The organism is Magnetospirillum sp. XM-1 (genome assembly GCF_001511835.1).
Lineage (GTDB): Bacteria > Pseudomonadota > Alphaproteobacteria > Rhodospirillales > Magnetospirillaceae > Phaeospirillum.
In genome coordinates this window covers 1,928,390-1,954,042 of sequence record NZ_LN997848.1, presented here as the reverse complement: position 1 = coordinate 1,954,042, position 25,653 = coordinate 1,928,390, and the positions used below count along the sequence as shown (strand labels likewise).

26 protein-coding genes are annotated in these 25,653 nt (G+C 67.4%); 14 read left to right on the top strand and 12 right to left on the bottom strand.

Features of this window, described 5'->3' with window-relative positions:
• Window positions 1-2: 2 nt before the first annotated feature.
• Window positions 3-785 (bottom strand): response regulator transcription factor, encoded by a 783-nt coding sequence (locus XM1_RS09080; RefSeq protein WP_068432817.1) that lies wholly within the window; start codon window positions 783-785, stop codon window positions 3-5.
• A 74-nt stretch (window positions 786-859) separates the two neighbouring features.
• Complete coding sequence (locus tag XM1_RS09075) at window positions 860-1,282, bottom strand: Rrf2 family transcriptional regulator (protein WP_068432814.1); 423 nt, start codon at window positions 1,280-1,282, stop codon at window positions 860-862.
• 212 nt (window positions 1,283-1,494) lie between these two features.
• Here XM1_RS09075 and XM1_RS09070 point away from each other — a divergent pair, with 212 nt between their 5' ends.
• Together XM1_RS09070 and XM1_RS09065 are read left to right on the top strand one after the other, a co-directional pair.
• On the top strand, window positions 1,495-4,452 hold the full coding sequence (locus XM1_RS09070) for an ATP-binding protein (RefSeq protein WP_172821901.1): 2,958 nt from the start codon (window positions 1,495-1,497) through the stop codon (window positions 4,450-4,452).
• 131 nt (window positions 4,453-4,583) lie between these two features.
• A complete protein-coding gene (locus XM1_RS09065; protein ID WP_231920747.1) occupies window positions 4,584-5,546 on the top strand; it encodes a hypothetical protein in 963 nt (320 codons plus the stop codon).
• Between the two features lie 5 nt (window positions 5,547-5,551).
• Here the strand turns inward: XM1_RS09065 and XM1_RS09060 are convergent, their stop codons facing one another.
• Window positions 5,552-6,331 carry an enoyl-CoA hydratase/isomerase family protein gene (locus XM1_RS09060; protein WP_068432808.1) on the bottom strand — a complete coding sequence of 260 codons (780 nt, stop codon included), beginning with the start codon at window positions 6,329-6,331 and terminating at the stop codon, window positions 5,552-5,554.
• 84 nt (window positions 6,332-6,415) lie between these two features.
• On the opposite strand from XM1_RS09060, the gene XM1_RS09055 reads away from it, so the two are divergent.
• A complete protein-coding gene (locus XM1_RS09055) occupies window positions 6,416-7,108 on the top strand; it encodes an orotate phosphoribosyltransferase (RefSeq protein WP_068432806.1) in 693 nt (230 codons plus the stop codon).
• 22 nt (window positions 7,109-7,130) lie between these two features.
• Here the strand turns inward: XM1_RS09055 and XM1_RS09050 are convergent, their stop codons facing one another.
• Window positions 7,131-7,427, bottom strand: coding sequence for a SemiSWEET family sugar transporter (locus XM1_RS09050; protein WP_068432804.1), 297 nt, complete (start codon window positions 7,425-7,427; stop codon window positions 7,131-7,133).
• Window positions 7,428-7,453: 26 nt separating this feature from the next.
• On the opposite strand from XM1_RS09050, the gene XM1_RS09045 reads away from it, so the two are divergent.
• Both XM1_RS09045 and XM1_RS09040 read left to right on the top strand, forming a co-directional pair.
• On the top strand, window positions 7,454-7,810 hold the full coding sequence (locus XM1_RS09045) for a CidA/LrgA family protein (RefSeq protein WP_068432802.1): 357 nt from the start codon (window positions 7,454-7,456) through the stop codon (window positions 7,808-7,810).
• Window positions 7,811-7,913: 103 nt separating this feature from the next.
• The gene (locus XM1_RS09040; protein WP_068432800.1) at window positions 7,914-8,633 is read left to right on the top strand and encodes an LrgB family protein; all 720 of its coding nucleotides are present in this window, start codon (window positions 7,914-7,916) and stop codon (window positions 8,631-8,633) included.
• 49 nt (window positions 8,634-8,682) lie between these two features.
• On the opposite strand, the gene XM1_RS09035 is transcribed toward XM1_RS09040, so the two are convergent.
• Complete coding sequence (locus tag XM1_RS09035) at window positions 8,683-9,264, bottom strand: hypothetical protein (RefSeq protein WP_068432798.1); 582 nt, start codon at window positions 9,262-9,264, stop codon at window positions 8,683-8,685.
• A gap of 120 nt (window positions 9,265-9,384) precedes the next feature.
• On the opposite strand from XM1_RS09035, the gene XM1_RS09030 reads away from it, so the two are divergent.
• Window positions 9,385-10,620: a nucleoside recognition domain-containing protein gene (locus XM1_RS09030; protein WP_068432796.1), complete on the top strand. Its 1,236-nt coding sequence runs from the start codon at window positions 9,385-9,387 to the stop codon at window positions 10,618-10,620.
• On the top strand, window positions 10,620-11,228 hold the full coding sequence (locus tag XM1_RS09025; RefSeq protein WP_068432794.1) for a YjbE family putative metal transport protein: 609 nt from the start codon (window positions 10,620-10,622) through the stop codon (window positions 11,226-11,228). The genes XM1_RS09030 and XM1_RS09025 overlap by 1 nt, the downstream gene beginning before the upstream one ends.
• Window positions 11,229-11,232: 4 nt before the next feature.
• Here XM1_RS09025 and XM1_RS09020 read toward each other — a convergent pair whose 3' ends face one another.
• From XM1_RS09020 to XM1_RS09000, 5 genes are read right to left on the bottom strand one after another with little or no spacing between them, the layout of a single operon-like run.
• Window positions 11,233-11,841: an NUDIX domain-containing protein gene (locus tag XM1_RS09020; protein ID WP_068432792.1), complete on the bottom strand. Its 609-nt coding sequence runs from the start codon at window positions 11,839-11,841 to the stop codon at window positions 11,233-11,235.
• A 5-nt stretch (window positions 11,842-11,846) separates the two neighbouring features.
• Entirely contained in the window at window positions 11,847-12,332 is a 486-nt protein-coding gene (locus XM1_RS09015) for a hypothetical protein (protein ID WP_068432790.1), read from the bottom strand.
• Between the two features lie 5 nt (window positions 12,333-12,337).
• Window positions 12,338-12,982 (bottom strand): ParA family partition ATPase, encoded by a 645-nt coding sequence (gene parA, locus XM1_RS09010; RefSeq protein WP_068432788.1) that lies wholly within the window; start codon window positions 12,980-12,982, stop codon window positions 12,338-12,340.
• 48 nt (window positions 12,983-13,030) lie between these two features.
• On the bottom strand, window positions 13,031-14,608 hold the full coding sequence (locus XM1_RS09005; protein WP_068432786.1) for a hypothetical protein: 1,578 nt from the start codon (window positions 14,606-14,608) through the stop codon (window positions 13,031-13,033).
• Window positions 14,605-15,297: a bifunctional 2-polyprenyl-6-hydroxyphenol methylase/3-demethylubiquinol 3-O-methyltransferase UbiG gene (locus XM1_RS09000; protein WP_068432784.1), complete on the bottom strand. Its 693-nt coding sequence runs from the start codon at window positions 15,295-15,297 to the stop codon at window positions 14,605-14,607. Before XM1_RS09000 ends, XM1_RS09005 begins: the two co-directional genes overlap by 4 nt.
• A 104-nt stretch (window positions 15,298-15,401) precedes the next feature.
• Here XM1_RS09000 and XM1_RS08995 point away from each other — a divergent pair, with 104 nt between their 5' ends.
• The 4 genes from XM1_RS08995 to sseA are packed head-to-tail and all read left to right on the top strand — an operon-like array spanning window position 15,402 to window position 20,039.
• A complete protein-coding gene (locus XM1_RS08995) occupies window positions 15,402-15,902 on the top strand; it encodes a (2Fe-2S)-binding protein (protein ID WP_068432782.1) in 501 nt (166 codons plus the stop codon).
• Entirely contained in the window at window positions 15,899-18,076 is a 2,178-nt protein-coding gene (locus XM1_RS25215) for a molybdopterin cofactor-binding domain-containing protein (protein ID WP_068432781.1), read from the top strand. Before XM1_RS08995 ends, XM1_RS25215 begins: the two co-directional genes overlap by 4 nt.
• Before the next feature lie 58 nt (window positions 18,077-18,134).
• A complete protein-coding gene (locus XM1_RS08985; RefSeq protein WP_068432780.1) occupies window positions 18,135-19,139 on the top strand; it encodes a cysteine synthase A in 1,005 nt (334 codons plus the stop codon).
• Window positions 19,140-19,184: 45 nt separating this feature from the next.
• A complete protein-coding gene (gene sseA, locus XM1_RS08980; RefSeq protein WP_068432778.1) occupies window positions 19,185-20,039 on the top strand; it encodes a 3-mercaptopyruvate sulfurtransferase in 855 nt (284 codons plus the stop codon).
• Between the two features lie 113 nt (window positions 20,040-20,152).
• Here the strand turns inward: sseA and XM1_RS08975 are convergent, their stop codons facing one another.
• On the bottom strand, window positions 20,153-21,859 hold the full coding sequence (locus XM1_RS08975; RefSeq protein ID WP_068437665.1) for a diguanylate cyclase domain-containing protein: 1,707 nt from the start codon (window positions 21,857-21,859) through the stop codon (window positions 20,153-20,155).
• Window positions 21,860-22,207: 348 nt separating this feature from the next.
• Window positions 22,208-22,597, bottom strand: coding sequence for a hypothetical protein (locus XM1_RS08970; protein ID WP_068432777.1), 390 nt, complete (start codon window positions 22,595-22,597; stop codon window positions 22,208-22,210).
• Window positions 22,598-22,973: 376 nt separating this feature from the next.
• Between XM1_RS08970 and metC the strand changes: the two genes are divergently transcribed.
• From metC to XM1_RS08955, 3 genes are read left to right on the top strand one after another with little or no spacing between them, the layout of a single operon-like run.
• Window positions 22,974-24,146: a cystathionine beta-lyase gene (gene metC, locus XM1_RS08965; RefSeq protein WP_068432776.1), complete on the top strand. Its 1,173-nt coding sequence runs from the start codon at window positions 22,974-22,976 to the stop codon at window positions 24,144-24,146.
• Window positions 24,131-24,709, top strand: coding sequence for a DUF1007 family protein (locus XM1_RS08960; protein WP_068432775.1), 579 nt, complete (start codon window positions 24,131-24,133; stop codon window positions 24,707-24,709). The genes metC and XM1_RS08960 overlap by 16 nt, the downstream gene beginning before the upstream one ends.
• The gene (locus XM1_RS08955) at window positions 24,700-25,638 is read left to right on the top strand and encodes a nickel/cobalt transporter (protein ID WP_068432774.1); all 939 of its coding nucleotides are present in this window, start codon (window positions 24,700-24,702) and stop codon (window positions 25,636-25,638) included. The genes XM1_RS08960 and XM1_RS08955 overlap by 10 nt, the downstream gene beginning before the upstream one ends.
• Window positions 25,639-25,653 lie beyond the last annotated feature (15 nt).

Below are 25,653 nucleotides of genomic sequence, written 5' to 3'. Positions count from 1 at the left end.
AATTACGTAATGTTGAATCGCGCCAGGGTCTCGGCGAGGTCGTCGCCGAATTTCGGCCCCTTGCGGATCAGCGAGGCCCGGGGCGGCAGGCCCTTCAGCTTGGGATTGCCCCATTCGTAGCTGGTGAACAGCGCGAAGGGAATGGAATCGGTCACCGGCATGGCGGCCAGGGCGCAGCCCAGGTCGACGCCGGACAACAGGCCCAGTTCCACCGAGGCGATCACCATGTCGGGGCGGGTGCGCACCACCGTCTCCATGGCGGCGAAGCCGTCGCGGATGGTCGAGGTGCGGTAGCCGCAGGCGGCCAGCTCGCGCTCGACGATGCGCGACATGGCCTTTTCCGGCACCACCAGCAGGATCTCGACATTCTTCTTCTCGATCTTGCCGAAATCGATGTCGGCGGTGCGCTTGGCCGGCAGGGCGCGCACCACGGCCGGGGCGTCGGCCTCGGAGACCTGCTCGCCGTCGGCCAGCTTCTCGATCTTGTCGACGAACACCTGGATCTCGTCCAGTTCGCCCGGGCCGGCTTCCTTCAGCTCGCCCACGTATTCGTCGAAACGGTGGGTGACCAGCTTGATCATGGGCAGGCTGAGGCCCTGGGCATGGCTGCGCAGATTGCTGGCCTCGCGCTTCAGGGTCGCCAGGCCTTCGGCGGCGGCGACGCTCTTGGAGCGCATGTTGCCGATCAGAACCTGCAGCTGGCTGGCGGTATCGCGAAGCTCGTCGAGGAACTCGTTGATGACGCGGAGTTCGTTCTCGTTATCGGCAGTATCAATAGCGGCCATGTTTCCCCCAAACAACTATGCCCGCCAAGGGATACACCACTTGCGGCACAGAGAAAACCCATCCGTACGAAGGGCTATTCGGCGGCCTGACGCTCGGCGACCAGCATGTCCGCCAGGGTATAGCCGTCCAGAACCTTGAAGAAAGCCGACAGGCCCGAGGCCAGCGCGTCGCGGGCGATGCAGCTGCCCGACAGGCGGCATTCGGCGGCGGATTCGCAGCGCATGCAGCGGACCAGGGTGAAGTCGTCCTCGGTCTCGCGGATGAACTGGCCCAGCTTGATGTCCTCGGGCCGGCGCAGCAGGCGGACGCCGCCGTACTTGCCCCGCACCGTCTCCAGATAGCCGGCGCGGCCCAGCTGATGCACCACCTTGGTCAGGTGGTTCTTGGAGATGCCGTAGCATTCGGCGATCTCGTTGATGGTGACCAGATCGCCCTTGTGCTGCCCCACATGGACGAGGACTCGCAACGCGTAATCGGTGTGCAGGGTGAGGCGCATGGCGGCGAATATCCACATGAAATTTGTGAGAACTGTGAACATGCTGCGATAATATTTGATTTTGGTCAAGACGGCCGGAAGGCAGGGGTGCCCTGCGTCCCGCCGCTTTTTTCCCGAAGACGGGGCCGGAACGTCGCCACTGCCCTTCCCCCGCCCGGCCTGCGCTTGTACCATCGCGGGTGGAGAGGCGAGGGATGGGGATGCCGCCGGCCATGGCGTATACGCGCTTCGTTCGTTGGATCAGGGCCCTGCCCATCGCCTGGCGCATTCCGCTGGTGGTGGCGCTCAACGTCTGCGTGGCCCTGGCGGTGGGCGGCCTGGGCTGGCATGCCGCCTCGGTGATGGATTCCGACCTGGACGAATTGCGTATCGTCCAGCATCGCACCACCGCGCTCGCCGAGATCGACATCCGCGCTTCGCGCCTCCAGGGCATGATCCGCCAGTATCTGGCCAATCCCACCGACGACCTCTTAAAGGACGCCATGCGGCGTTCGGAAGAGCTGTTCGTGGCCATGGGCGACGCCACCGCCCACCAGAAGCCGCTGTCCGACGACGCCCACGCCATGCATCAGGCGGCGCGGCGCTTCGTCTCCGGATTCCAGACGCTCAAGGCCATCAACGCCGACATCCTGCGCCTTTATGAAAGCGACGTGCTGCAATCCACCAGCGAGATGTCGGGGCTGTACGCCATCCTCAACTCCACCGCCCGGTCGAGGAGCGGCGACCCCTTGAGCCCGGCTTTGGTCAAGTCGCACGAGAATTTCGTCGAAGCCCTGATTTCCATCAACGCCTTCTACTTCAACGGCGTGGGCGCCGGCGCCATCAACGCCCATGCCAGCCTGCAGCGGGTCACCGACACCATTCCGGCCCTGACCCGGCTGGCCAGCAGCGATCTGCAGCGCGACGCCCTGGCGGTGATCGGCACCAGGGCGCGGACCCTGTCGGCGGCCATCGAGGCCATCGCCAGGGGGTTCGACGAGCGCTCGCGCATCCTGACCGACGAGGTCGACGCCAGCCAGGCGGCCATGTCGGCGTCCATCGACCGGCAGATCATCCAGGGCCGCGACCGCGAGGAACGGCTTCAGCGCCGGTCGCGGCACCAATTGCTGCGCCTGGCCGTGGTCGGCGCCGGGGCCGCCCTGGTCCTGCTGCTGGTCGGCGCCTGGATCAGCTGGATGATCGGGCAATCCATCCGCTCGCCGCTGCAGCGGCTGCGCGAGACCATGGAGGCCGGGGCCAGCGGCGACTGGTCGCGCGAGGTGGAAGGGCGCGACCTGCACGATGAGCTGTCGGCCATGGCCCGCACCGTCGAGGTGTTCAAGCGCAACTCCATGGAAAAGCAGCGCCTCGAGGCCGAACGCCAGGAGGCCGGACGCCGCGCCGAGGAGACCAACCGCCAGACGCTGCAGGACCTGCTGGCCCAGATCGAGGCCCATGACCACCCCGCCTCGTTCACCCGCCCGGTGGCCGCCGCCCCCGAGACCGAGGCGGCCGAGATCGCCGCCGCCTTCAACCGCGTGCTGGCCAAGTTCGACGAGGCCAACCGCAGCCGCGATTCCGCCATCTGCGCCCTGACCACCGCCAAGGAAAGCGCCGAGGCGGCCAATCAGGCCAAGTCCGCCTTCCTGGCCACCATGAGCCACGAGATCCGCACCCCCATGAACGGGGTGATCGGCATGCTGGAGCTGCTGGACCACACCACGCTGGACGGCGACCAGCGCGATCTGGTGGCCACCACCCGCGATTCCGGCCTGGCCCTGCTGCGTATTCTCGACGACGTGCTGGATTTCTCGAAGATCGAGGCCGGACGCCTGGAGCTGGAGCAGGTTCCCGTCCACCTCGACCGCCTGGTGGAAGGCATCGTCCAGACCGTCAGCCCGGCGGCGGCGGCCAAGTCGCTGGTGCTGACCGCCTTCGTCGATCCCGGCCTGCCCACCTCGGTGCTGGCCGACCCGGTGCGGCTGCGCCAGATCCTGTTCAACCTCGCCGGCAACGCCGTCAAGTTCACCGCCGAAGGCCGCGTCGCCATCCATGTCGGCCACGGCGGCGTCGACGCCCAGGGTCTGGTCATCCTGTCCATCCGGGTGGTCGACACCGGCATCGGCATCGACGATTCGCTGAAAGACCGCCTGTTCCAGCCCTTCACCCAGGCCGAAAGCTCGACCACGAGGCGCTTCGGCGGCACCGGCCTCGGCCTGTCCATCACCCGGCGGCTGGTGGACCTGATGGGCGGCACCGCCGGCTTCGAATCGAAACCCGGCGAGGGGTCGTCCTTCTGGTGCCGCCTGCCGCTGCCCATGGTCGAGCCCGCCCCCGCCACCACCTCGCCCCTGAGCGAGCAGACCACCGATTTCATCGGCCTGCGCATCCTGGTGGTGGACCCCGACACCGAGGAGCGGACCCTGATCGCCCTGGTGACCGAGCAGGGCGGCGGCGCCGTGGTGCGCGTCCCCGGCCCGAAGGAGGCCGAGGCGGCGTCGCGCAAGGCCACCACCACCCAGATACCCTTCGATCTGGCCCTGGTCACCGCCGACACCGTCACCCGCGACGACCTCGCCCCGCTGGAGGCCACGCCCCTGCTGTTCATCGAGGGCCAGGATCCCGCCCGCCGGTTCAGCCTGGAGCGGCACCCGTCCTGCCACGGCTTCCTGAGCCGCCCGCTCAGCCGCGCCCAGATCGCGGCGGCGGTGGACAGGATCGTCGGCCCCTACGCCCCCGCGCGACCCGCCTGCGCGCCTTCGGCTCCGCCCGAGCCTAAGCCCATGCACTGGGAGGGCGCGCCCATCCTGGTGGCCGAGGACCATCCGGTGAACCAGCAGGTGATCCGCCGCCAGCTGCAATTGCTGGGCTTTGCCGCCGAGGTCTTCCCCGACGGCGCCGCCGCCCTGGCCGCCTGGCGCGCCCGGCCCTATTGCCTGGTGCTGACCGATTGCCACATGCCCATCATGGACGGCTTCCAGCTGACCGCCGCCATCCGGGCCGAGGAGCAGGCGGACGGCCGCCACACCCCCATCCTGGCGCTGACCGCCAACGCCCTGGCGGGCGAGGCCGAGCGCTGCCTGAAGGCCGGCATGGACTCCTACCTGTCCAAGCCGGTGGAGCTTCCCCATCTGCGCGAAGCCATAAAGCATCTGCTTCCCGACTATGCCGAAAGTAGGATAAATCATTAGATTCAATGGGATAGCGCTACAAAGAATCATAATTCGCGCTTTGCCCCTGGAATAAAGTCCCGATAACCTGAAACTGGCTCCGGCTTTCCGGCGGCCAGGGGTATCCGGATATGCCAAGGGACGATGTCAGTGTGAAAAGGTCGACGGGCGACGCCGCCAGGCCTCCGCACACCCACAACGATGTCGTCCGCGTCATCAACGATACGCTGAAGGGCAAGGTGGCGGCCGTGTTCCGCTCGCTGATCCCCGCCTTCGAGAACACGTCGGGCGAAGAGTTCTACGACATCGTCATGGCCAATTCGGAGATGCTGCACGGCTGCATCGCCATCTTCCGCCGCAACCGTTCGGCCTTCCGCAATCTGCTGGTGGACGCGCGCGGACGCCCGGTGAACGACGATTTCGTCAACCTGCGTTGCGGACGTTCGGTGCACGACGTCATCGCCATGATCGTGCGCACCCACGCCAAGCGCCATTTCAAGGCCACCCTGGGCGGCGACCCCAACGACCCCAAGTCGCGGGCCGGGGCCATGTACAAGGCCATCAACGAATACCTGATCCATGACTGGCAGGTGCAGCTGGTGCCCCATTACGCGCCCTTGCCGCTGGCCAAGGTGCAGGAAATGGGGCCGCGCCTGCTCGACATCCGCGAGGCGGAGATTCTCGATTCCATCGCCGAGGCGGCGGCGATGCCGTCGCTGATCCCCACCCATTCGCCCCGCGCGCCCGCTGCCCCGGATCTGCCCAAGCAGGAACAGCTTTGGTGGACGGCGCTGAACGATCCGGCGGTGATCAAGGTGCTGGGCCAGCGGCCCGAGGCGGAAACCCGCGAACTGGTCGCCGCCCTGGCCGAGGTCAACGATCTGGTGCATTCCGACCTGTTCGGCCGCCTGGGCGTCGGCACCAACCAGGCGGCGGTGATGATGGTCACCGCTTACAAGCTGCTGGGCCGCGCCGGATTCCGCACCCAGTTCGGCATTCCCGGCAAGCCCGCCGTGGTCGCCGCCATCGCCCAGCGCCTGGACAAGCGCGAGGTCGGCCCCCACACCGACCTCAAGCTTCTGCCCCAGCTCACCGAAGGGGCGTTCCGGGGGTAAGCCCCCTACTCCGCCGTGAACACCGGCTTGCGCTTGGCGCGGAAGGCGGCAAGGCCCTCGGCGTAGTCCTTGGTCTCCAGAAAGCGGTAGCACTCGTCCAACTCCGCCTCGCTCACCGGCCTGGGATCGTCCAGGCGGCTGATGAACGCCTTGTGCCAGCGGTTGGCCAGCGGCGCGCCGTTGGCGATGCGCCTGGCGGTGGCGGCCAGTTCGGCGTCCAGCGCATCGTCCTCCAGGACCCGGTTGACCAGCCCCTTGGACAGAGCCTCGTCGGCATCCATGATGCGGCCTTCCAGCAGGATCTCCAGCGCGGCGGCCGGGCCGGCCACCCGGCGGATCTGGGACAGTTCAGGGTACGCCATCACCACCGAGATCTTGTTGATGGGCACGCCGAACTTGCCCGACTTGGCCGACAGGCGGATATCGCAGCAGCAGGCCAGTTCCAGGCCGCCGCCGACGCAGGGGCCCCAGATGGCCGCGACCACCGGCTGCGGACAGGCGCGCACCGTGTCCAGGGCCTTGCGCATGACCTTGTCGTAGTCCTTGGCCTGGGCGGGGGTGGCGCGCAGCGTGTCGAATTCCTCGATGTCGGCGCCCGGCGCGAAGGCCTTGGTGCCGGCGCCGCGCAGGACCACCACGTGAATGGACTTGTCGGCGGAAATGCTCGCGAACGCCTCGGCCAATCCCTGCCACATGGGCAGGTTCAGGGCGTTCATGCGGTCGGGGCGGTTCAGCGTCACGGTGGCGATGGCGCCGTCTCGGACAAGCTGGATCACGTCGGACATGGAGGTTCCCTATTCTGTCTTCTTGCAGGAAGGCGCGATTGTGCCTATAGACCCCGGTATCGGCAAGGCAAGAGGGCTCACCCCATGGCAACCACCCAATCGCGTACCCCCGAGCAGAAGCAGGCGGCGCTGACCGTCGCGCGCATCCTGCTGGAGATCAAGGCCATCAACTTCCGCCCGGAAGAGCCCTACATCCTGACCTCGGGCTGGGCCAGCCCGGTCTATGTGGACTGCCGCAAGGTCATCTCCTTCCCCCGGGCACGCTCGACCATCAGCAAGCTGATGACCGACGCCATCCTGCGCGAGGTGGGCTACGAATCGACCGAGGCCATCGCCGGCGGCGAGACCGCGGGCATTCCCTACGCCGCCTGGGTGTCGGACCGCATGGCCCTGCCCATGCTCTACGTGCGCAAGAAGGCCAAGGGCTTCGGCCGCAACGCCCAGATCGAGGGCGACTTCAAGGACGGCGACCGCATCGTGCTGGTCGAGGACCTGGCGTCGGACGGCGCGTCCAAGGTCAACTTCGTCAACGCGCTGCGTGAAGCCGGCGGCAAGGTCGACCATTCCTTCGTGGTGTTCTTCTACGGCGTCTTCCCCGGCGCCATGAAGAGCCTGGAAGAGATCGGCGTCAGCCTGGGCTACCTGTGCAACTGGTGGGACGTGCTGGAAGTGGTCGAGGAAGAAGGCCAGTTCGACAAGAAGGCCATCGAGGCGGTGCGTTCGTTCCTCCACGATCCGGTCCAGTGGTCGTCCCTGCACGGCGGCCGCTCCGCCTGATCGGGCGTCACGTCTGGATTGCTTACACGGGGGGCTTGTCGCCCCCCGTTTCGTTTCCCAGATTGCGAAGCTTGATGACCAGGATGGTGCCGGCCAATGCCAGGGTCGGAATATTGGCGGCGACGATGGGCCAGGCTTTGAGCAATAGTCCGTAGACCGTCCACAGGGTGACGCCGGCGCAGAAGGTCAGCCACATGGCCAGCGATATGTCCCTGGTCTGGCGCGTACGCAGGGTCTTGACCACCTGCGGCACGAAGGAGATGGTCGTAAGGAGCCCCGCGACGGCGCCAAGCAGGTCGATGGGTGAAAGCCAGTCCATGGACGATCCCTGAGAGGAGAGCGAGCGTGCTTCCCTATATCACGGTTCTGCTGGTCTGCCAGCTTGCCGGCGAGGTGCTGGTGCGCCTTTCCGGCCTGCCGCTCCCCGGTCCGGTGCTCGGCATGGTGATCCTGTTCCTCGGATTGGTGATCCGGGGCCGGGTGCCCGACGGGCTGGAGGGGGTGACGCGCACCATCTTCGCCAATTTCCCCCTGCTGTTCGTCCCGGCCAGCGTCGGCGTGATGGTGCATTTCAAGGTGATCGCCGCCGAGGCCCTGCCCATCGCCGCCGGGGTGCTGGTCAGCACCGTGGCCACCCTGGTGGTGTCGGGCCGCCTGATGCAGTTCCTGATGCGCCGCAAGGACGAGGGGCAAAAGCAATGAGCAAGGCGAAGCCGATGCGCGGGCGCGTTGAGCGCCCCGGAGCGCTAGCGGAGGAAAGCCAAGGGCGCGGAGGCGCCCGCCCGGCGCTTGAGGGGCAAAAGCCATGAGCGGGGGGTTCGCCGGCCTGTGGGTCTATCTCGCCACCTCGCCGCTGCTGGGGCTGACCTCGACCCTGGTGGCCTACCAGGTCGCCGTGTGGCTGTACGAGCGCTACAAACGGCCGCCGCTGCTCAATCCCATGGTGGTGTCGGTGGCGATGATCGTCGCCCTGCTGATGGCCACCGGCACCGAGTACCACACCTATTTCGACGGCGCCCAGTTCGTCCACTTCCTGCTGGGGCCGGCCACCGTGGCGCTGGCGGTGCCGCTTTATCGCCAATTGCCCATCCTGCGCCGGGTGTGGGGGGTGGTGCTGATCGTGGTGATGACCGGCGCGCTGATCGCCGGCGGCGGCGCGGTGCTGATCGCCTGGAGCCTGGGCGGGTCGGAAAAGGTGCTGCTGTCGCTGTCGTCCAAGTCGGTGACCACCCCCATCGCCATGGGCATCGCCGAACGCATCGGCGGCATCCCGTCGCTCACCGCCGTGATGGTGCTGCTGACCGGCATTTTCGGCGCCATCGCCGGATCGTGGATTCTCGATCTCGCCCGGGTCAAGGATCAGGCGGCGCGCGGCCTCGCCATGGGTATCGCGGCGCACGGCATCGGCACCGCGCGGGCCCTGCAGATGAGCGAGAAGGCCGGCGCCTTCGGCGGGCTGGCCATCGGTCTGGTCGGCCTGTTCACCGCCGTGATGGTGCCGCTGATCCTGGGGCTATTGCGCTAGTGTCCTGCCCCCGAAATACATGACATGGATTTCGGGGGTAAGCAGGCCACTACCACATGATGGTCTTGCGGATGCCGCCCAGGTTCCAGCCCTTGGCCACGTCGGCCAGGATGTCGCTGTTGGCCAGGCTGTCGCCTTCGATCTGCAGCAGGACGCGCGGGCCCAGCACCATCAGCACCTCGCCGTTACGGCCCTGGGAATCCCAGCGCATGGTCGCCTCCTCGGTTCCCACCTTCACCTTGCGGTGGTTGGGCTGGGGAAAGGCCGCCAGTTGCGCCACCGCCGCCGAAACCGCCGGGCTGTCGATGATCAGCGAGATGTTGAGCGTCGCGTCGTCGCGCCCATAGGCCCGGGTCACCGCCAGACCGCCGCCGGTTCCGGCCAGGGAATGGGTCTCCACCGCCTCGGCCTGCCAGCCGGCGGGGGGCGGCGGCAGGAAGTCGGCCAGTTGCTTGCCCAGGCGGGCCTGCAGCTCGGCCACCGCCGCCTCCAGTTCCAGGGCGGCACGGGCCAGGTCGCCCTTGGCATGGGCGGCCCGCGCGGCGTCGAGACGGGCGGGAACGGTGTCCGCCGCCAGGGCGGGACAGGCCCAAAGGACGGCGAGGCCGAGGATAATCACGGCACGGCGCATGATGCTTCATTTCTCCCGCATATTCCGTGGGGGAGATTTACAACGCCCCAGGGCGGGCGGCAAGGATGCGCGACGCCCCGGCTTCTGATAGCTTCGCTAAGAGTGGGGAGAAAGCCGGTCTTGAACGCCGTATTCCTGGTCCTGGTCGTGGTTTCGTTCCTGGTGGCCGCCGTTGCCGAATTGTCGGGCCGGGCGGGCGCCATGGAAACGCTGTCGGCCGGCCTGATGGAGGCGGTGACCGGCGCCGTGCCCCTGGCGCTGGGGCTGGTGGGGGTGATGGCCCTGTTCCTCGGCCTGATGAAGGTGGCCGAGGCCGGCGGCATGCTGAACGCCGTGGCCCGCCTGTTGGAGCCGCCGCTGCGCCGCCTGTTCCCCGAGATTCCCGCCGGCCACCCGGCCATGGGCGCCATGGTGATGAATCTCGCCGCCAACCTGCTGGGCCTGGGCAACGCCGCCACGCCGTTCGGCATCCGCGCCATGGAGCACCTGGAAAGCCTCAACCGCGACAAGGGCACCGCCACCAACGCCCAGGTACTGTTCCTGGGCATCAACACGGCGGGCATCACCTTGCTGCCAACCAACGTCATCGCGCTGCGCGCCGCCACCGGCTCGGCCGAACCGGCCTCCATCGTCGCGCCCACCCTGATCGCCACCATCGTCGCCACCATCGTCGCCGTGCTGGGCGCCCGCGGATTGCAGCGGGTCTGGCTGCCCCGCCCCGCCGAACCCATGCCCGAGGCCGTGGAAGCCCCCGGCCCGCTGTGGCCCAGTCTGGCCGCCCTGGCCGCCATGCTGGGGCTGGCGGCGGCGCTGCTGGTGTGGAGCAAGGCGCTGGGGCCGTGGATCATGCCGTCCCTGGTGGTGGGCCTGCTGCTGTATGGCGCCGCCAAGCGGGTGCGGCTGTATGAATGCTTCATCGAAGGGGCCAGGGAAGGGTTCGAGGTGGCGGTGCGCATCATCCCCTATCTGGTGGCCATCCTGGCGGCCATCGGCATGGTGCGGGCCTCGGGCGCCATGGATCTGCTGATCCGCCCGCTGGGCCGCCTCACCGAAGGATTGGGCCTGCCGGCCGAGGCCCTGATGATGGGCGTGATGCGCACCCTGTCGGGCTCGGGCTCCTATGGGATGCTGGCCGCCAATCTCAAGGATCCGGCCATCGGCCCCGATTCCTATCTCGGCGCCCTGCTGTCCACCCTTTACGGCTCGACCGAGACGACGTTTTATGTGCTGGCCGTCTATTTCGGCGCGGTGCAGGTGCGGCGCATCCGCCATGCCCTGGCGGTGGGATTGCTGGCCGATCTCGCCGCCCTGGTCGCCGCCGTGATCGTCTGCCGCCTGTTGTTCGGAGGATTGTAATGGATTTGGCGTCCGAGCTGACCGCCCTGGCCTCCGTCGTCGCCATCGACGTCACCCTGGCCGGCGACAACGCGGTGGTGATCGGCATCGCCGCCGCCGGGCTGGCCCCCGAGCAGCGGCGCAAGGCTATTCTGTGGGGCATCGCGGCCGCCGCCGGCCTGCGCATCCTGTTCTCGGTCTTCGCCGTGCAGCTGATGGGCATCATCGGCCTGCTGTTCGCCGGCGGGCTGCTGCTTTTGTGGGTGTCGTGGAAGCTGTGGCGCGAGCTGCGGACCGGCGGCCACGACGACATGCCCGAGGAGGGCGCGGAAACGCCCGCTGTCCCTAAGAAGTTCAGCGAGGCGGTCAAGCAGATCATCCTGGCCGACGTCTCCATGTCGCTGGACAACGTTCTGGCGGTGGCGGGCGCGGCGCGCGAGCACGTGTGGATCATGGTGCTGGGTCTGGCGCTTTCCGTGGCGCTGACCGGCGCGGCGTCGGAAGTGGTGGCCCGCATCCTCAAGCGCTGGCACTGGATCGCCTATGTGGGCTTAGGCATCATCGTCATCGTGGCGCTGCGCATGATCTGGGACGGGGCGCAGCCGCTGCTGGTCCTGGCACAGGGCTAGACGCTCAGGCCCCCAGCCAGCGGGCCCGCAGGCCGTCCTTCTCCAGCGTCAGCCACTGGATGGCCAGCACCGCCATGGCGTTGTTGATCCGCCCGTCACGGCACATGGCCAGGGCTTCGGCGGGATCGATGACGAACACCCGGATGTCCTCGCCCTCGTGGGCCAGGCCGTGGGTGCCGGCGATGACCGACGAATCCACCCGGGCGCAGTAAAGCTTGCAGCTTTCCGACGATCCACCGGCGGTAACCAGATAGTCGCCGATATGAATCATGTCGGTGGGGTCTGATCCCGCCTCCTCGCGGGTTTCGCGCCGGGCGACGTCGTCGGGGTGCTCGCCTTCCTCGATGATGCCGGCCACGCACTCGACCAGCCAGGGATGCCAGCCGGCGGCGTAGGCGCCGGGACGGAACTGCTCGATCAGGGCGATCCTGTCGCGGTCGGGATCGTAGAGCAGCACCACCACGGCGTGGCCGCGCTCGAACACCTCGCGCACCATCTCGTCGGTCCAGCCGCCGGCGAAGGTGCGGTGGCGCAGGCGGTAGCGGTCCACCTGGAAATAGCCCTTGTAGACCGTTTCCTTGGAAAGGATTTCGACGTCCTTGTCCCGGTCCATCGGCCTCACGCCCCCAGCAGCGACCCGGCCACGCCGATCACGACGCAGATCAGGCCGAGGATCAGGTTGACGGTGACGATGTGGCGGATGCGGATCTGATATTCGGCGCATTTGGGATAATCGGCGCTGGCGAAGGCCCGCTTGAAGCCCTGCCAGGGGCCGAAGAACAGCTGGAAGTACAAGGCGATCATCACCAGCCCGATCAGCTGCATGATGTCCACATGGCCGGGACCGCCGGTGAAGCCGGCCTTGAAGCCCAGCAGCAGGGTGGAATAGCCGGTGGCCAGCAGAACGGCGATGCTGACCCACACCCAGAAGAAGAAGCGGGGGAAGACCTCGCGCCACACGGCCAGGCGCTCGGGCGCCGGGCGGTCGGCCATGACGGGGCGCAGGATCAGATGGGCGAAGAACATGCCGCCCACCCAGACCACCGCCGCCAGCGTGTGCAGCGCCATGGCGATGGCGTAGGCATTGTCGAGGATGGCGTCCATGGCCCTCAATCCAATCCCAGAATGCCGGCGATTTCCACCGCCAGCGCCTTGATTTCCTTGGTGGCGGTATGGCGCGGATTGCTTTCCACCACGCCCTTGCCCTCCATCATGGAGGCCGCGAAGGCCACCCGGTTGCCCAGCACCGTCTGGGCGACGGGCACCTCGGCATCCTTGATCTTCTTGCGCACCGCGTCCACCAGCTTGCCGCGCGGCGGAGTGCGGTTGAACACCATCAGGGCCGGCGACTTCTCCTTGCGGGCCATATCCAATGTGGGGCCGGTGGCCCACAAATCCATGGGCGAGGGCTGCATGGGCACCAAGATCAGGTCGGCGGCGCGCACGGCGATACGCACTTCGGTCTCGGCATGGGGCGGGGAATCGATCAGCACCAGATCGACATCGCGCCTCAGACGGTCCAGCTCGGTGGACAGCCGCCAGCCCGAAGCCTGCACGAAGGTGATGCCGCCGCCTTCTTCCTCGACCAGGGCCTTGCGGATGTCGTACCAGGCGGCCAGCGACCCCTGGGGATCGATGTCGAGCAACCCGACCCGCAATCCGCCGCGCGCGAAGGTGACGGCCAGTTGCGCGGCGATGGTGGTCTTTCCGGCGCCGCCCTTCTGCTGGGCGATGGTTACGGCCTTGGCCGCCATGATGTCCCCCTGGTCCTGACGTGACCCGAGAAGGCTATCCCTTTGGCCTCATTTTGCAAGGGGGGTTGAGCCGTCGCAGCGGATTCCGAAGGTAAAGACGTTTTCCTCGCCCACCGGGCAGGCATCGTCGGGCCGGAACGATCCCAACTCACGCACCGCCCACTCGACCAGGCGCGATCCCTGGTTGCCGCGAAAGATCGCACAGGGATAGGCGGCCAGCACCTCGGCCGGCTTCATGGGCTTGTTCCACTGCATGAAGCCGCTGCTCCACCACGAATGCTCGTTGATGAACCAGGTGTAGTGGTCGGTGGGCATGAACTCGGCCAGCTTGGGCGAATAGCGGCCCTTGGAGTTCATGTCGCCGCGCTGCAGCGCATAGGGCAGCGTGGAGGCGGAATCGAAGTCGATCTTGGCGCAGGCCTTGAACCGGCCCATGTCGAAGGCCTGGGCCTCCCGCGTCCAGCGGGCCAGCTCGGCGTATTGCTTCCAGGAGGCCTGAGCGCTGATCAGGACCAGGATCAGGCCCAGCACGCTCCACGCCCTGAGATGCGGCCGGGGGGAAAAGACCTTGCCCGACAGCACGAACAGGATGGCGAGGCTGGGCCCGGTCAGCAGCAGGGCCGGCACCAGGTAATGGGCGGCGGGCTGCTTGGCCACCGCCAGGATGGTGAATATTTCCGCAGCCACCAAGCCGGTCAGCAGCCCGGCCAGTTTGTCGGCGGCGATCAGCCCCCGGCGGCGCAGCCGCACATAGCCGGCCAGGGCGAACAGCGACAGAAGAATCACCACGGTGAAGATGATCTTGGAGCCGAACAGGCCGATCACCGCCTTGGGGTAACGCCCCGACTGGACCACGCCCGCCTCGCCGGTGCCGTAGGCCCCGCTGTGGGTCAGAACCTTCGCCCACCAGCCCAGGAAGATGTCGAGCGAGGGCAGGGCCGGCGAGAAGAAGATCAGGAAGCCGGCGATGGTGGTGAGCGGCAGCACCAGGAACAGCCGGCGGCGGTCCAGGATGAACAGGGGGATCAGCCCCAGCGCCGCGAACTGGATCTTGCACGCGATGCCGAAGCCCAGCGCCAGGCCCAGCCAGCCCACGTGGCGGTCGGTCAGCGTCTCGGCCTTCACCACCCTGAGCGCGGCGATCAGCACCATGGCCACGGCGATGATCAGGAAGCCCTCGGGCTTGGGGTGCAGGCCGAACTTGGGGATGATCATGGACAGGAACGGCGCGCCCTGGGCCAGCAGCGCCGGAGCCAGCCGTCCGGTGGCCGACGCGAAGGCGCGGCCCAGCGCCACCAGCGACAGGCCGATCAGCGGATACATCACCCAGGTGACCATCCGCAGATGCCGCTCGGGATCGCGGAGCACGGCGTCGACGATGGCCCCGGTGGGCTCGCCCACATGCATCAGCCGCAGGACGGCGGCGAAGAACACATGCACCGGCGTCCCGGGATGGCCCATGTCGGTGGGAGCCAGGCCCTCCACCAGCAGCAGGCCGTTGGTCAGGTAATAGTAGTCGGGGTCCAGGTTGAAGACCTGCCAGAACGGCTGCGACGCCGCGCCCATGGCGAACAGCAGGGCGGTGAACAGGGCCGGAATGACCCACAGGGCAAAATTGCGCGTCACGGCTTCACCTGCAGGATGGCGTAGAAATTGGCGCTCCAGATTTCCGGCGGATTGAGCAAGGCCCAGGACAAAAGCCGACAGACCAGGGAATCGGCAAGCATGCGCCGCCGCGACCCCTGGCGCTGGCCGTAAAGCAGCGGCGGCGCGAAGCCTGCGGCATCGGCCAGCTGGCGCATGGAGATGGTGGCGAAAGCCGTCCGGTGAGTGAGGTCGCCGTACTGATAGGGCAGCCCCCAGGGCGAGCCGGCGTTGGGGACCTTGACCACCACCCGGCCGTTGGCGGCGAGGCGCCCGCGCAGGGCTTGCATCAGGCGCAGCGCATCCCCCGCCTCGAAATGTTCCAGCACGTCCAGCAACACGATGCGGTCGAACCGGTCAAGGCTTTCGTCGGCCAGGACCTCCCACACGTCGCGGCAGAGGAAATCGCCCCGCGCCGCCTCGGGGATCACCGAGGCCAAGGCGGGATCGTGGTCGATCCCCAGCAGGCGCGCCACGCCCTTGTTCCGCAGATAGCCGAGAAATGCGCCGGTGCCGCAGCCGATTTCCAGGAAGGAATGACTGGCGGCGCATCCGGCCGGTTCCCAGATCTCGGCATCGTAGCGTGCCGACTGCTTCGGCCCGACCGCGGGCATGGCGTAGCCCTTGTGGCTGGCGTAGCTGGCGTAAAATCCCGGCGCATGCTGGTTCAAACCGGCCTCCCCCGTGTCTGGGTTGGGTGTAGCGGATAAGCGCGGCCTTGGGCAAGCCGGGGATTTGGCCCTATACTGCGCGGCCCACCTTGCGCGAGGATGTCATGCCCGCAAAGCCAGCAAGCCCCAAAGCTCCCGCCCGCCTCTCGCTGACCGTCAACGGCACCCCCAGGACCGCCGCCCCGGCGGATGGCGACATGCCGCTGATCTACTGGCTGCGCGGCGAATTGAACCTGACCGGCACTCACATGGGCTGCGGCAAGGGCGAATGCGGCGCCTGCGCCGTGCTGATCGACGGCGAACCGGCGCGGTCGTGCCAGACCACGCTGGCCATGGCCGCCGGCCGCAGCGTGACCACCATCGAAGGGCTGGGCACGCCGCAAGCCCCCCATCCGGTCCAGGCCGCCTTCGTGGCCGAGCAGGCCGCCCAATGCGGCTGGTGCACCGCCGGCATGGTGGTGGAAAGCGCCGCCCTGCTGGCCCGCAATCCCCAGCCCGGCAGAGACGAGGCCAAGGCCGCCCTGGACGGCCATCTGTGCCGCTGCGGCAGCCACCACCGGGTGCTGCGCGCCGTGCTGCGCGCCGGCAAGGGGGAACCGTCATGAGCCTAGATCTCTCGCGCCGCGCCTTCCTGGGCGCTTGCGCCGCCCTGACGGTGGCCTTCACCCTGCCGCGCCCCTCGCTCGCGGCCCTACCCAAGACGGTCGACCCGGTCGAAGTGGACGGGTTTCTCGCCATCGGTTCGGATGGCAAGGTCACCGTCTATTGCGGCAAGGTCGACCTCGGCCAGGGCCTGCGCATCGCCATCCGCCAGATGGCCGCCGAGGAACTGGGGCTCGGGGTCGACGCCATCACCCTGATCGAGGGCGACACGATGCTGACCCCCGACCAGGGACCCACCGCTGGCTCCACCGGCGTGCCCAAGGGCGGCGTGCAGATCAGGCAGGCCGCCGCCACGGCGCGCCAGGCGCTGATCCGCCTGGCCGCCGCCCGCCTGGAACTGCCACCCGAGGATCTGGACCTCGTGGACGGCATGGTGGCGCCCAGGGATGGCGGACGCTCCATCGGCATGGGAGACCTGGTGGGGGAACGGGGTTTCGAGTTGCAGCTCGACCCCAAGGCGCCCTTGCGCAAGCCGGCGGAATACCGGGTGGTGGGCAAGCCCCTGCCCCGCCCCGACGTGCCGGCCAAGGTCTGCGGCACCCACACCTATGTCCATGACTTCAAGCTGCCCGGCATGCTGCATGGCCGGGTCGTCCGCCCGCCATCGGTGGGAGCCCGCCTGCTCAAGGTGGACGAAGCCTCGGTCAAGGGGATCAAGGGCGTCCGGGTGGTGCGGATCAAGGATTTCCTGGCGGTGGTGGCCGAGCGGGAATGGGACGCCGTGCGGGCGGCGGGAATGCTGAAGGCGCAATGGTCGGAATCCGCCCCGCTGATGGGCCACGGCGCGGTGCGCGGCTGGCTGAAATCCGGCCCGTTCACCGCCGACGAGGTGCTGAAGGCCAAGGGCGACGCCCCCGCCCGCCTGGCCGATTCCCCGCCCGCCGTGGAGTATTACTGGCCGGTGCAGTCCCACGCCTCGCTGGGCCCCAGCTGCGCCGTCGCCCAGGTTGCGGGCGGCGCCGCCACCATCTGGACCGCGTCGCAGGCCACCCACAAGTTCCGCCCCGCCTTCGCCGCCCTGCTGGGGCTGCCGGTGGACAAGGTGCGGCTGATCTATCTCGACGGTTCGGGCTGCTACGGCATGAACGGCCATGACGACGCCGCCGCCGACGCCGCCCTGCTGGCCAAGGCCACCGGCAAGCCGGTACGCGTCGCCTGGAGCCGCGAGGACGAGCTGGGCTGGGACCCCAAGGGGCCACCGCAATTGCTGGCCCTGCGCGGCAGCATGAACGAGGCCGGCGTGCTGACCGGCTGGAGCACCGAGATGTGGCTGCCCAAGGCCACCGCCAATCTGCCCAACGTGCCGCTTCTGGCGCCCGAGGCGGCGGGAATCGACCAGCCGAAGGGGCTGGTCACCGGCCTGATCAGCCAGAACGGCGATCCGCCCTACGCGGTGGCCGACCTGGAGGTCAAGGTCCACTGGCTGGCCGACGCCCCGCTGCGGCCCAGCAACATCAGGGCACCGGGCAAGATCGCCAACACCTTCGCGGTGGAAAGCTTCTTCGACGAGCTGTGCGCCGGCGTCGGCATGGACCCGCTGGTGGCCCGCCTGATCGGGCTGAGGGACTTGCGGGGCGTCACCGTGCTGTCCAAGGCCGCCTCCATGCTGGCCTGGGCGCCCCGGCCCATCCCCAATCCCCAGGCCGACGGCACCGGGCGCGGCATCGCCTATGTCCACTACAAGCATTCGGAAACCTACGTGGCCGTCGCCATGGAAGTCTCCGTGGACCGCGAATCCGGCGGCATCGCCGTGAAAAGGGTGGCCTGCGCCCATGATTGCGGGCTGGTGATCAATCCCGACGCCCTGAAGATGCAGATCGAGGGCTGCATCCTGCAGACCCTGTCGCGCACCCTGCTCGAGGAAGTGACCTTCGACACGTCGCACGTCACCTCCGTCGATCAGTCCGGCTATCCCATCCTGACCTTCGGCGACGTGCCCGACATCGCCGTCGAGCTGATCGAGCGCCCCGACCTTCCCCCCATGGGCGGCGGCGAGGCGGCCGCCACCCCGGTGCCCGCCGCCCTGGCCAACGCGGTGTTCGACGCGGTGGGCGTGCGCCTTAGAACCGTGCCGTTCACGCCCGAGCGGGTCCGGGAAGCGTCACGACCCTTGTAGTCCGCCATCCGACTAGCTACATTATTCTCGTGGTAATTAGACGGAAACTACACAAACCATGACGGACATTCGCGACGGCTTCCTCGACACCATCGGCAACACCCCCCTGATCCGCCTGAAGCGCGCATCCGAGGAGACCGGCTGCGAGATCCTGGGCAAGGCCGAATTCCTCAACCCCGGCGGCTCGGTCAAGGACCGCGCCGCGCTGGCCATCATCCGCGACGCCGAGGCCAGGGGCCTGTTGAAGCCGGGCGGCGTGATCGTCGAGGGCACGGCGGGCAATACCGGCATCGGCCTGGCCCTGGTGGCCAACGCGTTGGGCTACAAGACGGTGATCGTCATGCCCGAGACCCAGAGCCAGGAAAAGAAGGACATGCTGCGGCTGGTGGGCGCCGATCTGCGTCTTGTCCCGGCGGTGCCCTACGCCAATCCCGGCAATTACGTGCGCTATTCCGAGACCCTGGCGGGCGAACTGGCCAAGACCGAGCCCAACGGCGTGCTGTGGGCCAACCAGTTCGACAACACCGCCAATCGCATGGGCCATTTCAACACCACCGGCCAGGAGATCTGGCGCCAGACCGACGGCAAGGTGGACGCCTTCACCTGCGCGGTGGGCACCGGCGGCACCCTGGCCGGCACCGGCATGGCGCTGAAGGAGCACAACAGGGACATCAAGGTGGTTCTGGCCGACCCCATGGGCTCGGCGCTTTACAACCACTATGCCCATGGCGAGCTGAAGGCCGAGGGGACCTCCATCACCGAAGGCATCGGCCAGGGGCGCATCACCAGGAACCTGGACGGCGCCCCCATCGACGATCAGGTGCAGGTCACCGACCACGAAGCGCTGCCGCTGATTTTCGATCTGGTGAAGCAGGAAGGGCTGGTCCTGGGAGGATCGAGCGGAATCAACGTGATGGCCGCCATCAAGGTAGCGCGCATATTAGGACCCGGACACACAGTGGTGACAGTGCTCTGCGATTATGGTACCCGCTATCAAAGCAAGCTGTTCAATCCGGCCTTCCTGCGCGAGCGCGATCTGCCGGTGCCCGATTGGCTGGACTGAGCGGCGACGAAACAAGAGCAAACCCGCAAGGGGGGACGTAAAAGCATGAGCTATCCCAATCCGGACGCCCTCGTCAGCACCGAGTGGCTGGCTTCGCACCTCTCCGCCCCCGACGTCCGCGTCGTGGACGCCAGCTGGTACACGCCGGCCCAGAACCGCAACGCGCGCGAGGAATACGACGCCGAGCACATCCCTGGCGCCGTGTTCTTCGACATCGACGAGATCGCCGACACGGATTCCACCCTGCCGCACATGCTGCCCGCGCCGGAGAAGTTCTCCTCCAAGGTGCGCAAGCTGGGCCTGGGCAACGGCAACAAGATCGTGATCTACGACGGCTCGGGCTTCACCAGCGCCGCGGCGCGCGCCTGGTGGATGTTCCGCACCTTCGGCCACCGCGACGTCTCGGTGCTGGACGGCGGCTTCCCCAAGTGGCTGCGCGAGGGGCTGCCGGTGGAGGACCTGCCCCCCGTTCCCCGCACCCGCCACTTCATCAGCCACTACAACCACCTGCTGGTCCGCGACCTGGACCACATGAAGGCCAATCTGGAGAACAAGCGCGAGCTGGTGCTCGACGCCCGCGCTCCGGCCCGCTTCAAGGGCGAGGCGGCCGAGCCGCGCCCCACCAAGCACCAGGGCCACATCCCCGGTTCGGTCAACGTGCCGTTCACCGACCTGATCGACGAGAAGACCCGCTGCATGCTGCCCGCCGACCAGCTGAAAGCCCGCTTCGACGCCGCCGGCATCGACGCCAAGCAGCCGGTGGCCATCTCCTGCGGCTCGGGGGTCACCGCCTGTACCGTGGCGCTGGCGCTCAACCTGCTGGGACACGAGAACGTGGCGGTCTATGACGGCTCGTGGGCCGAATGGGGCAACCGCGACGACACCCCCATCGAAAAGTAAGACCTTGCGGGCAGGATGCCCGCGCTCCGGGAATGGCGACCGGCCTTGGAGCGCGGCCGTCCCGGCCGCATCTCGATCCAAGCCCCCGCCCGTCCCGGCGGGGGCTTTTCCGTTCAGGAGACCGGAGCGTCGGCCGTCATGGGCCGAGCCATGGTGACGCCGTTGCGTCCCGCCTGCTTACGCCGGTACATGGCCGCGTCGGCGGCAAGGATCAGATCCTCGGGCGAGGCGCCGTGGCCGGGATAGAGCGCGATGCCGACGCTGGCCCCGATATGGGCGGTGGTGTCGCCCACCGCGAAGGGGTCCGACAGCCGGGCGACGATCTTTTCGGCGATGGCCCGCGCATCGGACTCGCGGTGCAGGCAGGGGATCACCACGGCGAATTCGTCGCCGCCCAGCCGGGCCACCAGATCGTCGGCGCGCACCACCTCGTGCAGACGCTTGGCGACGGCGCTCAGCACCGTGTCGCCCGCCGCATGGCCCATGGTGTCGTTGACCTGCTTGAAGCCGTCCAGGTCAACGTAGAGCAGGGCCACCTGATCCTGGTTTTCGCGGGCCTCGGCCAGGGCCAGGGCCAGGGACGCCTCGAAATGGGAGCGGTTGGCCAGGCCGGTCAGGGCGTCATGCTCGGCCTGCCAGCGCATGCGCGTCTCGCGGCGCTTGCGCTCGGCGATATTGCTGAAGGTCGCCACATAGCCCCTGGCTTGGCCCTCGCGATCCCTGATGGCGGTGATCGACAGCCATTCGGGATAGACCTCTCCGCTCTTCGAGCGGTTCCATATCTCGCCGTTCCAGGCGCCGGTGGCCGCCAGCTGCTTCCACATGGCGGCGTAGAAGGCCTCGTCGTGCCGCCCCGAGGCGAGAATGGAGGGAGAGCGCCCGATCACCTCGTCCGGCCCATAGCCGGTGATGCGGATGAAGGCCGGATTGACCAGCTTGATGTGGTTGCGCGCATCGGTGACCATCACCGCGTCGTTGATCAGGTTGAAGACGGTGCCGGCCTCGCGCAGGACGGAATCATGGGCCTCGCGGAACTGCTCCTTCTCGGCCAGATGGCGCTTGAAGGCGGCCATGGCGCGGATCAGTTCGCCCACCTCGTCGGCGCGCCCGGTCTCGCTCACCGTCACATCCTGCCCCGACGCCAGCCGGGTCATGTGGTGGGTGATGGCCGACAGCGGCCGGGTGATGGTCGACGCCACCAGCCAGGCCACCGCCGAACTGACCGCCGCCGCCAGCAGGGCGAACCATCCGAAGCGCCGGGCGACCTCGGAATAGGCGGCGTCGATGTCGTCCACGTAGATGCCCGACCCCACCGTCCAGCCCCAGGGGGCGAAGCCTTCCACATAGGAAATCTTCAGCTGGGGCACGTCGTCGTTGGGCTTGGGCCATTTATAGGCCAGGATTCCGCTGCCGCTGCTGGCGCTGATGCGGTTGAACTCGAGAAACAGCGGGCGGCCATCCATGTCGCGGATGTCGCCAACGTTGCGCCCCACCATGCCCTCGATGGGATGGGACAGCACCACGGGGCGGGCATCGTTGACCCACACATACTCGTCGGGGCCGTAGCGCAGCGTGTCCACCGCCCGAAGCGCCAGCTTCTGCGCCGCCTCGGCCGGAAGGATGCCGTCCTTCTCCATGGCGTGAAAACGGGCGATCTGGGTCAGGGCGCCCTGCACCATGATCCGGCTCTGGCTCTGGCGTTCCGCCATCAGGCGGTCGCGAATCTGGTGCAGCGCGTACAGCGACACCCCACCCAGCGCCGCCAGCAGAATGACGACGATCAGGGAGAGACGGGTACCGATGCGCAGATTGACGATCACTGAGATGCCCCCGCAATGCATCTTTTCCAGAAGGGCGCAGGATACACACTAAGTGATGGAAGTTAAGGCCGTTTCAGACAGTCGCCCCTCTATCAAACGGCAATATATTGACATTCAAATATATAACTCAAGTTGGGCATGAGTTGTTACAGCATTGTTTCCTAAAAATTTTTCCGCACCGCACTCAAGCAGAAGCAAAAATACGTAATTTTACGCATATATAGTACCAATAGCTTTGCCATGAAAATGAAATAACCCTAAGAGTATTTCTTCCCTCAGGGTTATCACGATTTCATCCGCTATTCGCCGCCGAACCAAAGTTCGGCCCCCGGCGAATAGTTCAGATCTTCACATGGAGATCTTGCCCAGCGCGACCTGGGTCGCGGCGGCCTTTTCCTGCGCCTTGGCCAGATCGGACTCGGCGGCGCCGTCCTTGGCGATCTTCAGCGCCGGCATCTTGTCCATGGGCGCGTCGGGGATGGCCCCGAAGCCCTGATCCTTGCACGGATTGGCCTGGGCCGCGTCATATCCCTCGCCAGCCGGGCCGACCAGGCAATTGATGACATGCTGGAGATGCCCCTTGACCATCTTCAGTTCGGCGGCGGTGGCGGCCATGCCCGCATGGGCGGCGGCGGTGGTCACCTGCGCCTTGGAATCGCCAGCCAGAACGGGAAAGGCCGACAACACGGAAAGGCCGGCCGCCGCCAAGGCGGCCGACAGAATGCGATTACGGTCCATGGTCCCTTCTCCCCAAGAATAACCCCAACCATTTTATGACTTATGTAATGGATTGAGCTATTTCAACCAGCCTATACACCGGTATAGGGGCGCGGGCGCCGCCGCCTCGAAAGAATCTTCATGACAACTTGATGCCCGGCGCAATCGCGTCCATATTTGAAGGGTCGGAAGCAAAGGAGATGTCCCATGCGTAACCGGAAGGCTCGTGCCCGCGTTGCCACGCAGGACAACTCCCATCTCGTCCTCGCCGCCTTCGCCGCCCTGGCGCTGCTGGCCGCCGCCGCCCTGTCCCTGGCGGGCTGACACGCGAAATTCCTTGGCTTGAGGGCCTCTGGCACGGCACCATGCCCGCCCCAGTTCGCTCGGCCGGAATGACATGAAGAAATCCACCCGCATCCTCCATGCCGGCCGCAAGCCGGAAGCCTTTCACGGCGCCGTCAATCCCCCCGTCTACCACGCCTCGACCATCCTCCACCCCTCGGTGGCGGCCATGGAGAAGAGCGGCAAGACGCCGTTCGAGGGCGTGCGCTACGGCCGCTTCGGCACGCCGACCACCTTCGCCCTGGAAGAGGCGGTGGCCGAGTTGGAGGGCGGGCACCGCACCGTCGCCACCTCGTCGGGACTGGCGGCCATCACCGGCGCGCTGCTGGCCTTCCTCAAGGCCGGCGACCATTTGCTGATGGTCGACACCGCCTATTTCCCCACGCGGAAGTTCTGCGACAGCGTCCTGACTGGCTTAGGGATCGAGACCACCTATTACGACCCGCTGACGGGCGCCGGGATCAAGGCGCTGATCCGCCCCAACACAAAGGTGGTGTTCACCGAAAGCCCCGGCTCGCTGACCTTCGAAATCCAGGACATCCCGGCCATCGCGAAGGCGGCCCATGCGGCGGGCGCCATCGTCATGATGGACAACACCTGGGGGGTGCTGCATTTCCAGCCCTTTACCAAGGGCGTCGACATCTCGATCCAGGCGGCCACCAAGTATATCGTCGGCCATGCCGACGCCATGCTGGGCACCATCACCGCCGCCACGCCCGAGCTGTGGCTGCAGGTCAAGACCTCCATCGCCACCTTCGGCCACTCGCCGGGCACCGAGGAGATGTATCTGGGCCTGCGCGGCCTGCGCACCCTGCCCGTCCGCCTGCGTCAGCATTCCGAGACGGCGCTGCGCCTCACCAATTGGCTGGCGGCGCGGCCCGAGGTGGACCGCGTGCTGTATCCGCCCCTCCCCTCCGATCCCGGCCACGACTTGTGGAAGCGGGACTTCAGCGGCGGATGCGGCCTGTTCGGGGTGATCCTGAAGTCGGCCGCCAAGGCGGCGGTGGATGCCATGCTGGACGGCTATTCCCACTTCAAGCTGGGCTTCTCGTGGGGGGGCTTCGAAAGCCTGGTGATCCCCACCTCGGGCCATTCCATCATCCGCACCGCCACGGACTGGTCCCCCGCCGGGCCGTCCTTGCGCTTCCACGCCGGGCTGGAGGATGCCGACGACCTGCTGGAAGACCTGGAGCGCGGTTTCGAGCGGCTGGCATGCGCCGCCTCCTGATTCTGCTGTTCCTGGTTCTGCCCGTCCCGGCCCTGGCCCATCCCCACGTGCTGGTGGACGTCCACGCCCTAGTGGAATTCAAGGACGGCAAGATCGTCAGCCTGTTCATGGGCTGGAAGTTCGACCCGGTGTTCAGCGCCTCGCTGCTCAAGGATTTCGACAAAAACAAGAACAACCGCCTCGACCCCGACGAGATGAAGGACCTGGAGCGCGAGGCCTTCCGCGACACCAAGCCGCAGAGCCATTTTACCTATGCCCGCATAGGAGCCGAGCCGGTCGTCTGGCCGGACGCCACCGACTTCAAGGTGATCGCGGTCAAGGACAGCCTGCTGTACGCTTTCCGCCTGCCCCTGCCCCGGCCGGTGGACCCGCGCAGGGAATCCTTCAGCTTCACCACCTATGAAGAGACCTTCTACATCGACATGGACTTTCCCACCGACAACGCGGTCACCCTGAACGGCGAGGGATCGGTCGGCTGCAAGGCGACCATCGCCCCCGACCACGGCAACACCATCTTCGGCGGCGCGGTGACGCCCAAGCGGGCCACGGTGACATGCGGCTGATCATCCTTGTCCTGTCGCTGGTGCCCACCTCGGCCTGGGCCGCCCTGGTGCCGGGCGGCGGCGCTCCCGCGTCCGGCTCCGACCTGCCGGAGCCGCTGCGCTCCATCGCCAGTTGGGGCTTCGCCCTGCAGCGTCAGTTGACCGGCCAATTGCGCGAGCAGCTGGCGGTGATGAAGGAGACCGGTTCGTGGGAACCAGCCGCCGCCATCATCGCCGCCGCCTTCCTCTACGGCGTGTTCCACGCGGTGGGGCCCGGCCACGGCAAGGTGGTGATCGGCGGCTGGTTCGCCTCCAGGCGGGCCCGCATCGTCCACGGCCTGGCCGCCAGCCTGATCGCCGCCATGGTCCAGGCCGGCTCGGCCATCCTCGCCGTGGGCGTGCTGGCCGGCATTCTCAGCCTCGCGCCGCGCACCGTCAGCGCCGGGGCGGCCTGGCTGGAGGTGGGCTCGTTCGCCATGATCGCCGCCATCGGCGCCCTGATGACCTGGCGGACGCTGACCGGCAAGGGCTGCGGCCATGATCACGGTCATCACCATCATCACGACGGCGCCTGTTGCGGCCACCACCACCATGATCGTCACGACGGCGGGAAGACCGAGCGCAACGCCCTGTTCGCCATGGCGGCGGCGGTAGGCTTTCGCCCCTGTTCCGGCGCCATCCTGGTCCTGCTGTTCTGCTTCGCCAACGGCATGGTCCTGATCGGCGTGCTGGCGACGCTGGCCATGGGAATCGGCGTCGCCGTCACCGTGGCGGCCATCGGCCTGGGGGCGCTGGGCCTCAACCGGCTGGTGGAGCGGGGATTGGGCGAATCCAGCCTGGGCGGCCGCGTCCGTTTCGCCCTGGCCCTGGGCGGCGCGCTGTCCATCACCGGACTGGGCCTTGTGCTGCTGCTCGGCACCTTGATCAACGGACCGACAGCGGCGGGATAAAAATTCCAGAATTCG

Bases quoted from the DNA above. Each gene is read 5' to 3' on its own strand.
- XM1_RS09075 (WP_068432814.1), bottom strand. From the start codon at position 1,282: ATGCGCCTCACCCTGCACACCGATTACGCGTTGCGAGTCCTCGTCCAT.
- sseA (WP_068432778.1), top strand. From the start codon at position 19,185: ATGAGCTATCCCAATCCGGACGCCCTCGTCAGCACCGAGTGGCTGGCT.
- XM1_RS09050 (WP_068432804.1), bottom strand. From the start codon at position 7,427: ATGGACTGGCTTTCACCCATCGACCTGCTTGGCGCCGTCGCGGGGCTC.
- XM1_RS09055 (WP_068432806.1), top strand. From the start codon at position 6,416: ATGGCAACCACCCAATCGCGTACCCCCGAGCAGAAGCAGGCGGCGCTG.
- XM1_RS09025 (WP_068432794.1), top strand. From the start codon at position 10,620: ATGGATTTGGCGTCCGAGCTGACCGCCCTGGCCTCCGTCGTCGCCATC.
- metC (WP_068432776.1), top strand. From the start codon at position 22,974: ATGAAGAAATCCACCCGCATCCTCCATGCCGGCCGCAAGCCGGAAGCC.
- XM1_RS09020 (WP_068432792.1), bottom strand. From the start codon at position 11,841: ATGGACCGGGACAAGGACGTCGAAATCCTTTCCAAGGAAACGGTCTAC.
- XM1_RS08985 (WP_068432780.1), top strand. From the start codon at position 18,135: ATGACGGACATTCGCGACGGCTTCCTCGACACCATCGGCAACACCCCC.
- XM1_RS08960 (WP_068432775.1), top strand. From the start codon at position 24,131: ATGCGCCGCCTCCTGATTCTGCTGTTCCTGGTTCTGCCCGTCCCGGCC.
- XM1_RS09080 (WP_068432817.1), bottom strand. From the start codon at position 785: ATGGCCGCTATTGATACTGCCGATAACGAGAACGAACTCCGCGTCATC.
- XM1_RS09070 (WP_172821901.1), top strand. From the start codon at position 1,495: ATGGCGTATACGCGCTTCGTTCGTTGGATCAGGGCCCTGCCCATCGCC.
- XM1_RS09035 (WP_068432798.1), bottom strand. From the start codon at position 9,264: ATGCGCCGTGCCGTGATTATCCTCGGCCTCGCCGTCCTTTGGGCCTGT.
- XM1_RS08955 (WP_068432774.1), top strand. From the start codon at position 24,700: ATGCGGCTGATCATCCTTGTCCTGTCGCTGGTGCCCACCTCGGCCTGG.
- XM1_RS25215 (WP_068432781.1), top strand. From the start codon at position 15,899: ATGAGCCTAGATCTCTCGCGCCGCGCCTTCCTGGGCGCTTGCGCCGCC.
- XM1_RS08995 (WP_068432782.1), top strand. From the start codon at position 15,402: ATGCCCGCAAAGCCAGCAAGCCCCAAAGCTCCCGCCCGCCTCTCGCTG.
- parA (WP_068432788.1), bottom strand. From the start codon at position 12,982: ATGGCGGCCAAGGCCGTAACCATCGCCCAGCAGAAGGGCGGCGCCGGA.
- XM1_RS09060 (WP_068432808.1), bottom strand. From the start codon at position 6,331: ATGTCCGACGTGATCCAGCTTGTCCGAGACGGCGCCATCGCCACCGTG.
- XM1_RS09040 (WP_068432800.1), top strand. From the start codon at position 7,914: ATGAGCGGGGGGTTCGCCGGCCTGTGGGTCTATCTCGCCACCTCGCCG.
- XM1_RS09015 (WP_068432790.1), bottom strand. From the start codon at position 12,332: ATGGACGCCATCCTCGACAATGCCTACGCCATCGCCATGGCGCTGCAC.
- XM1_RS08970 (WP_068432777.1), bottom strand. From the start codon at position 22,597: ATGGACCGTAATCGCATTCTGTCGGCCGCCTTGGCGGCGGCCGGCCTT.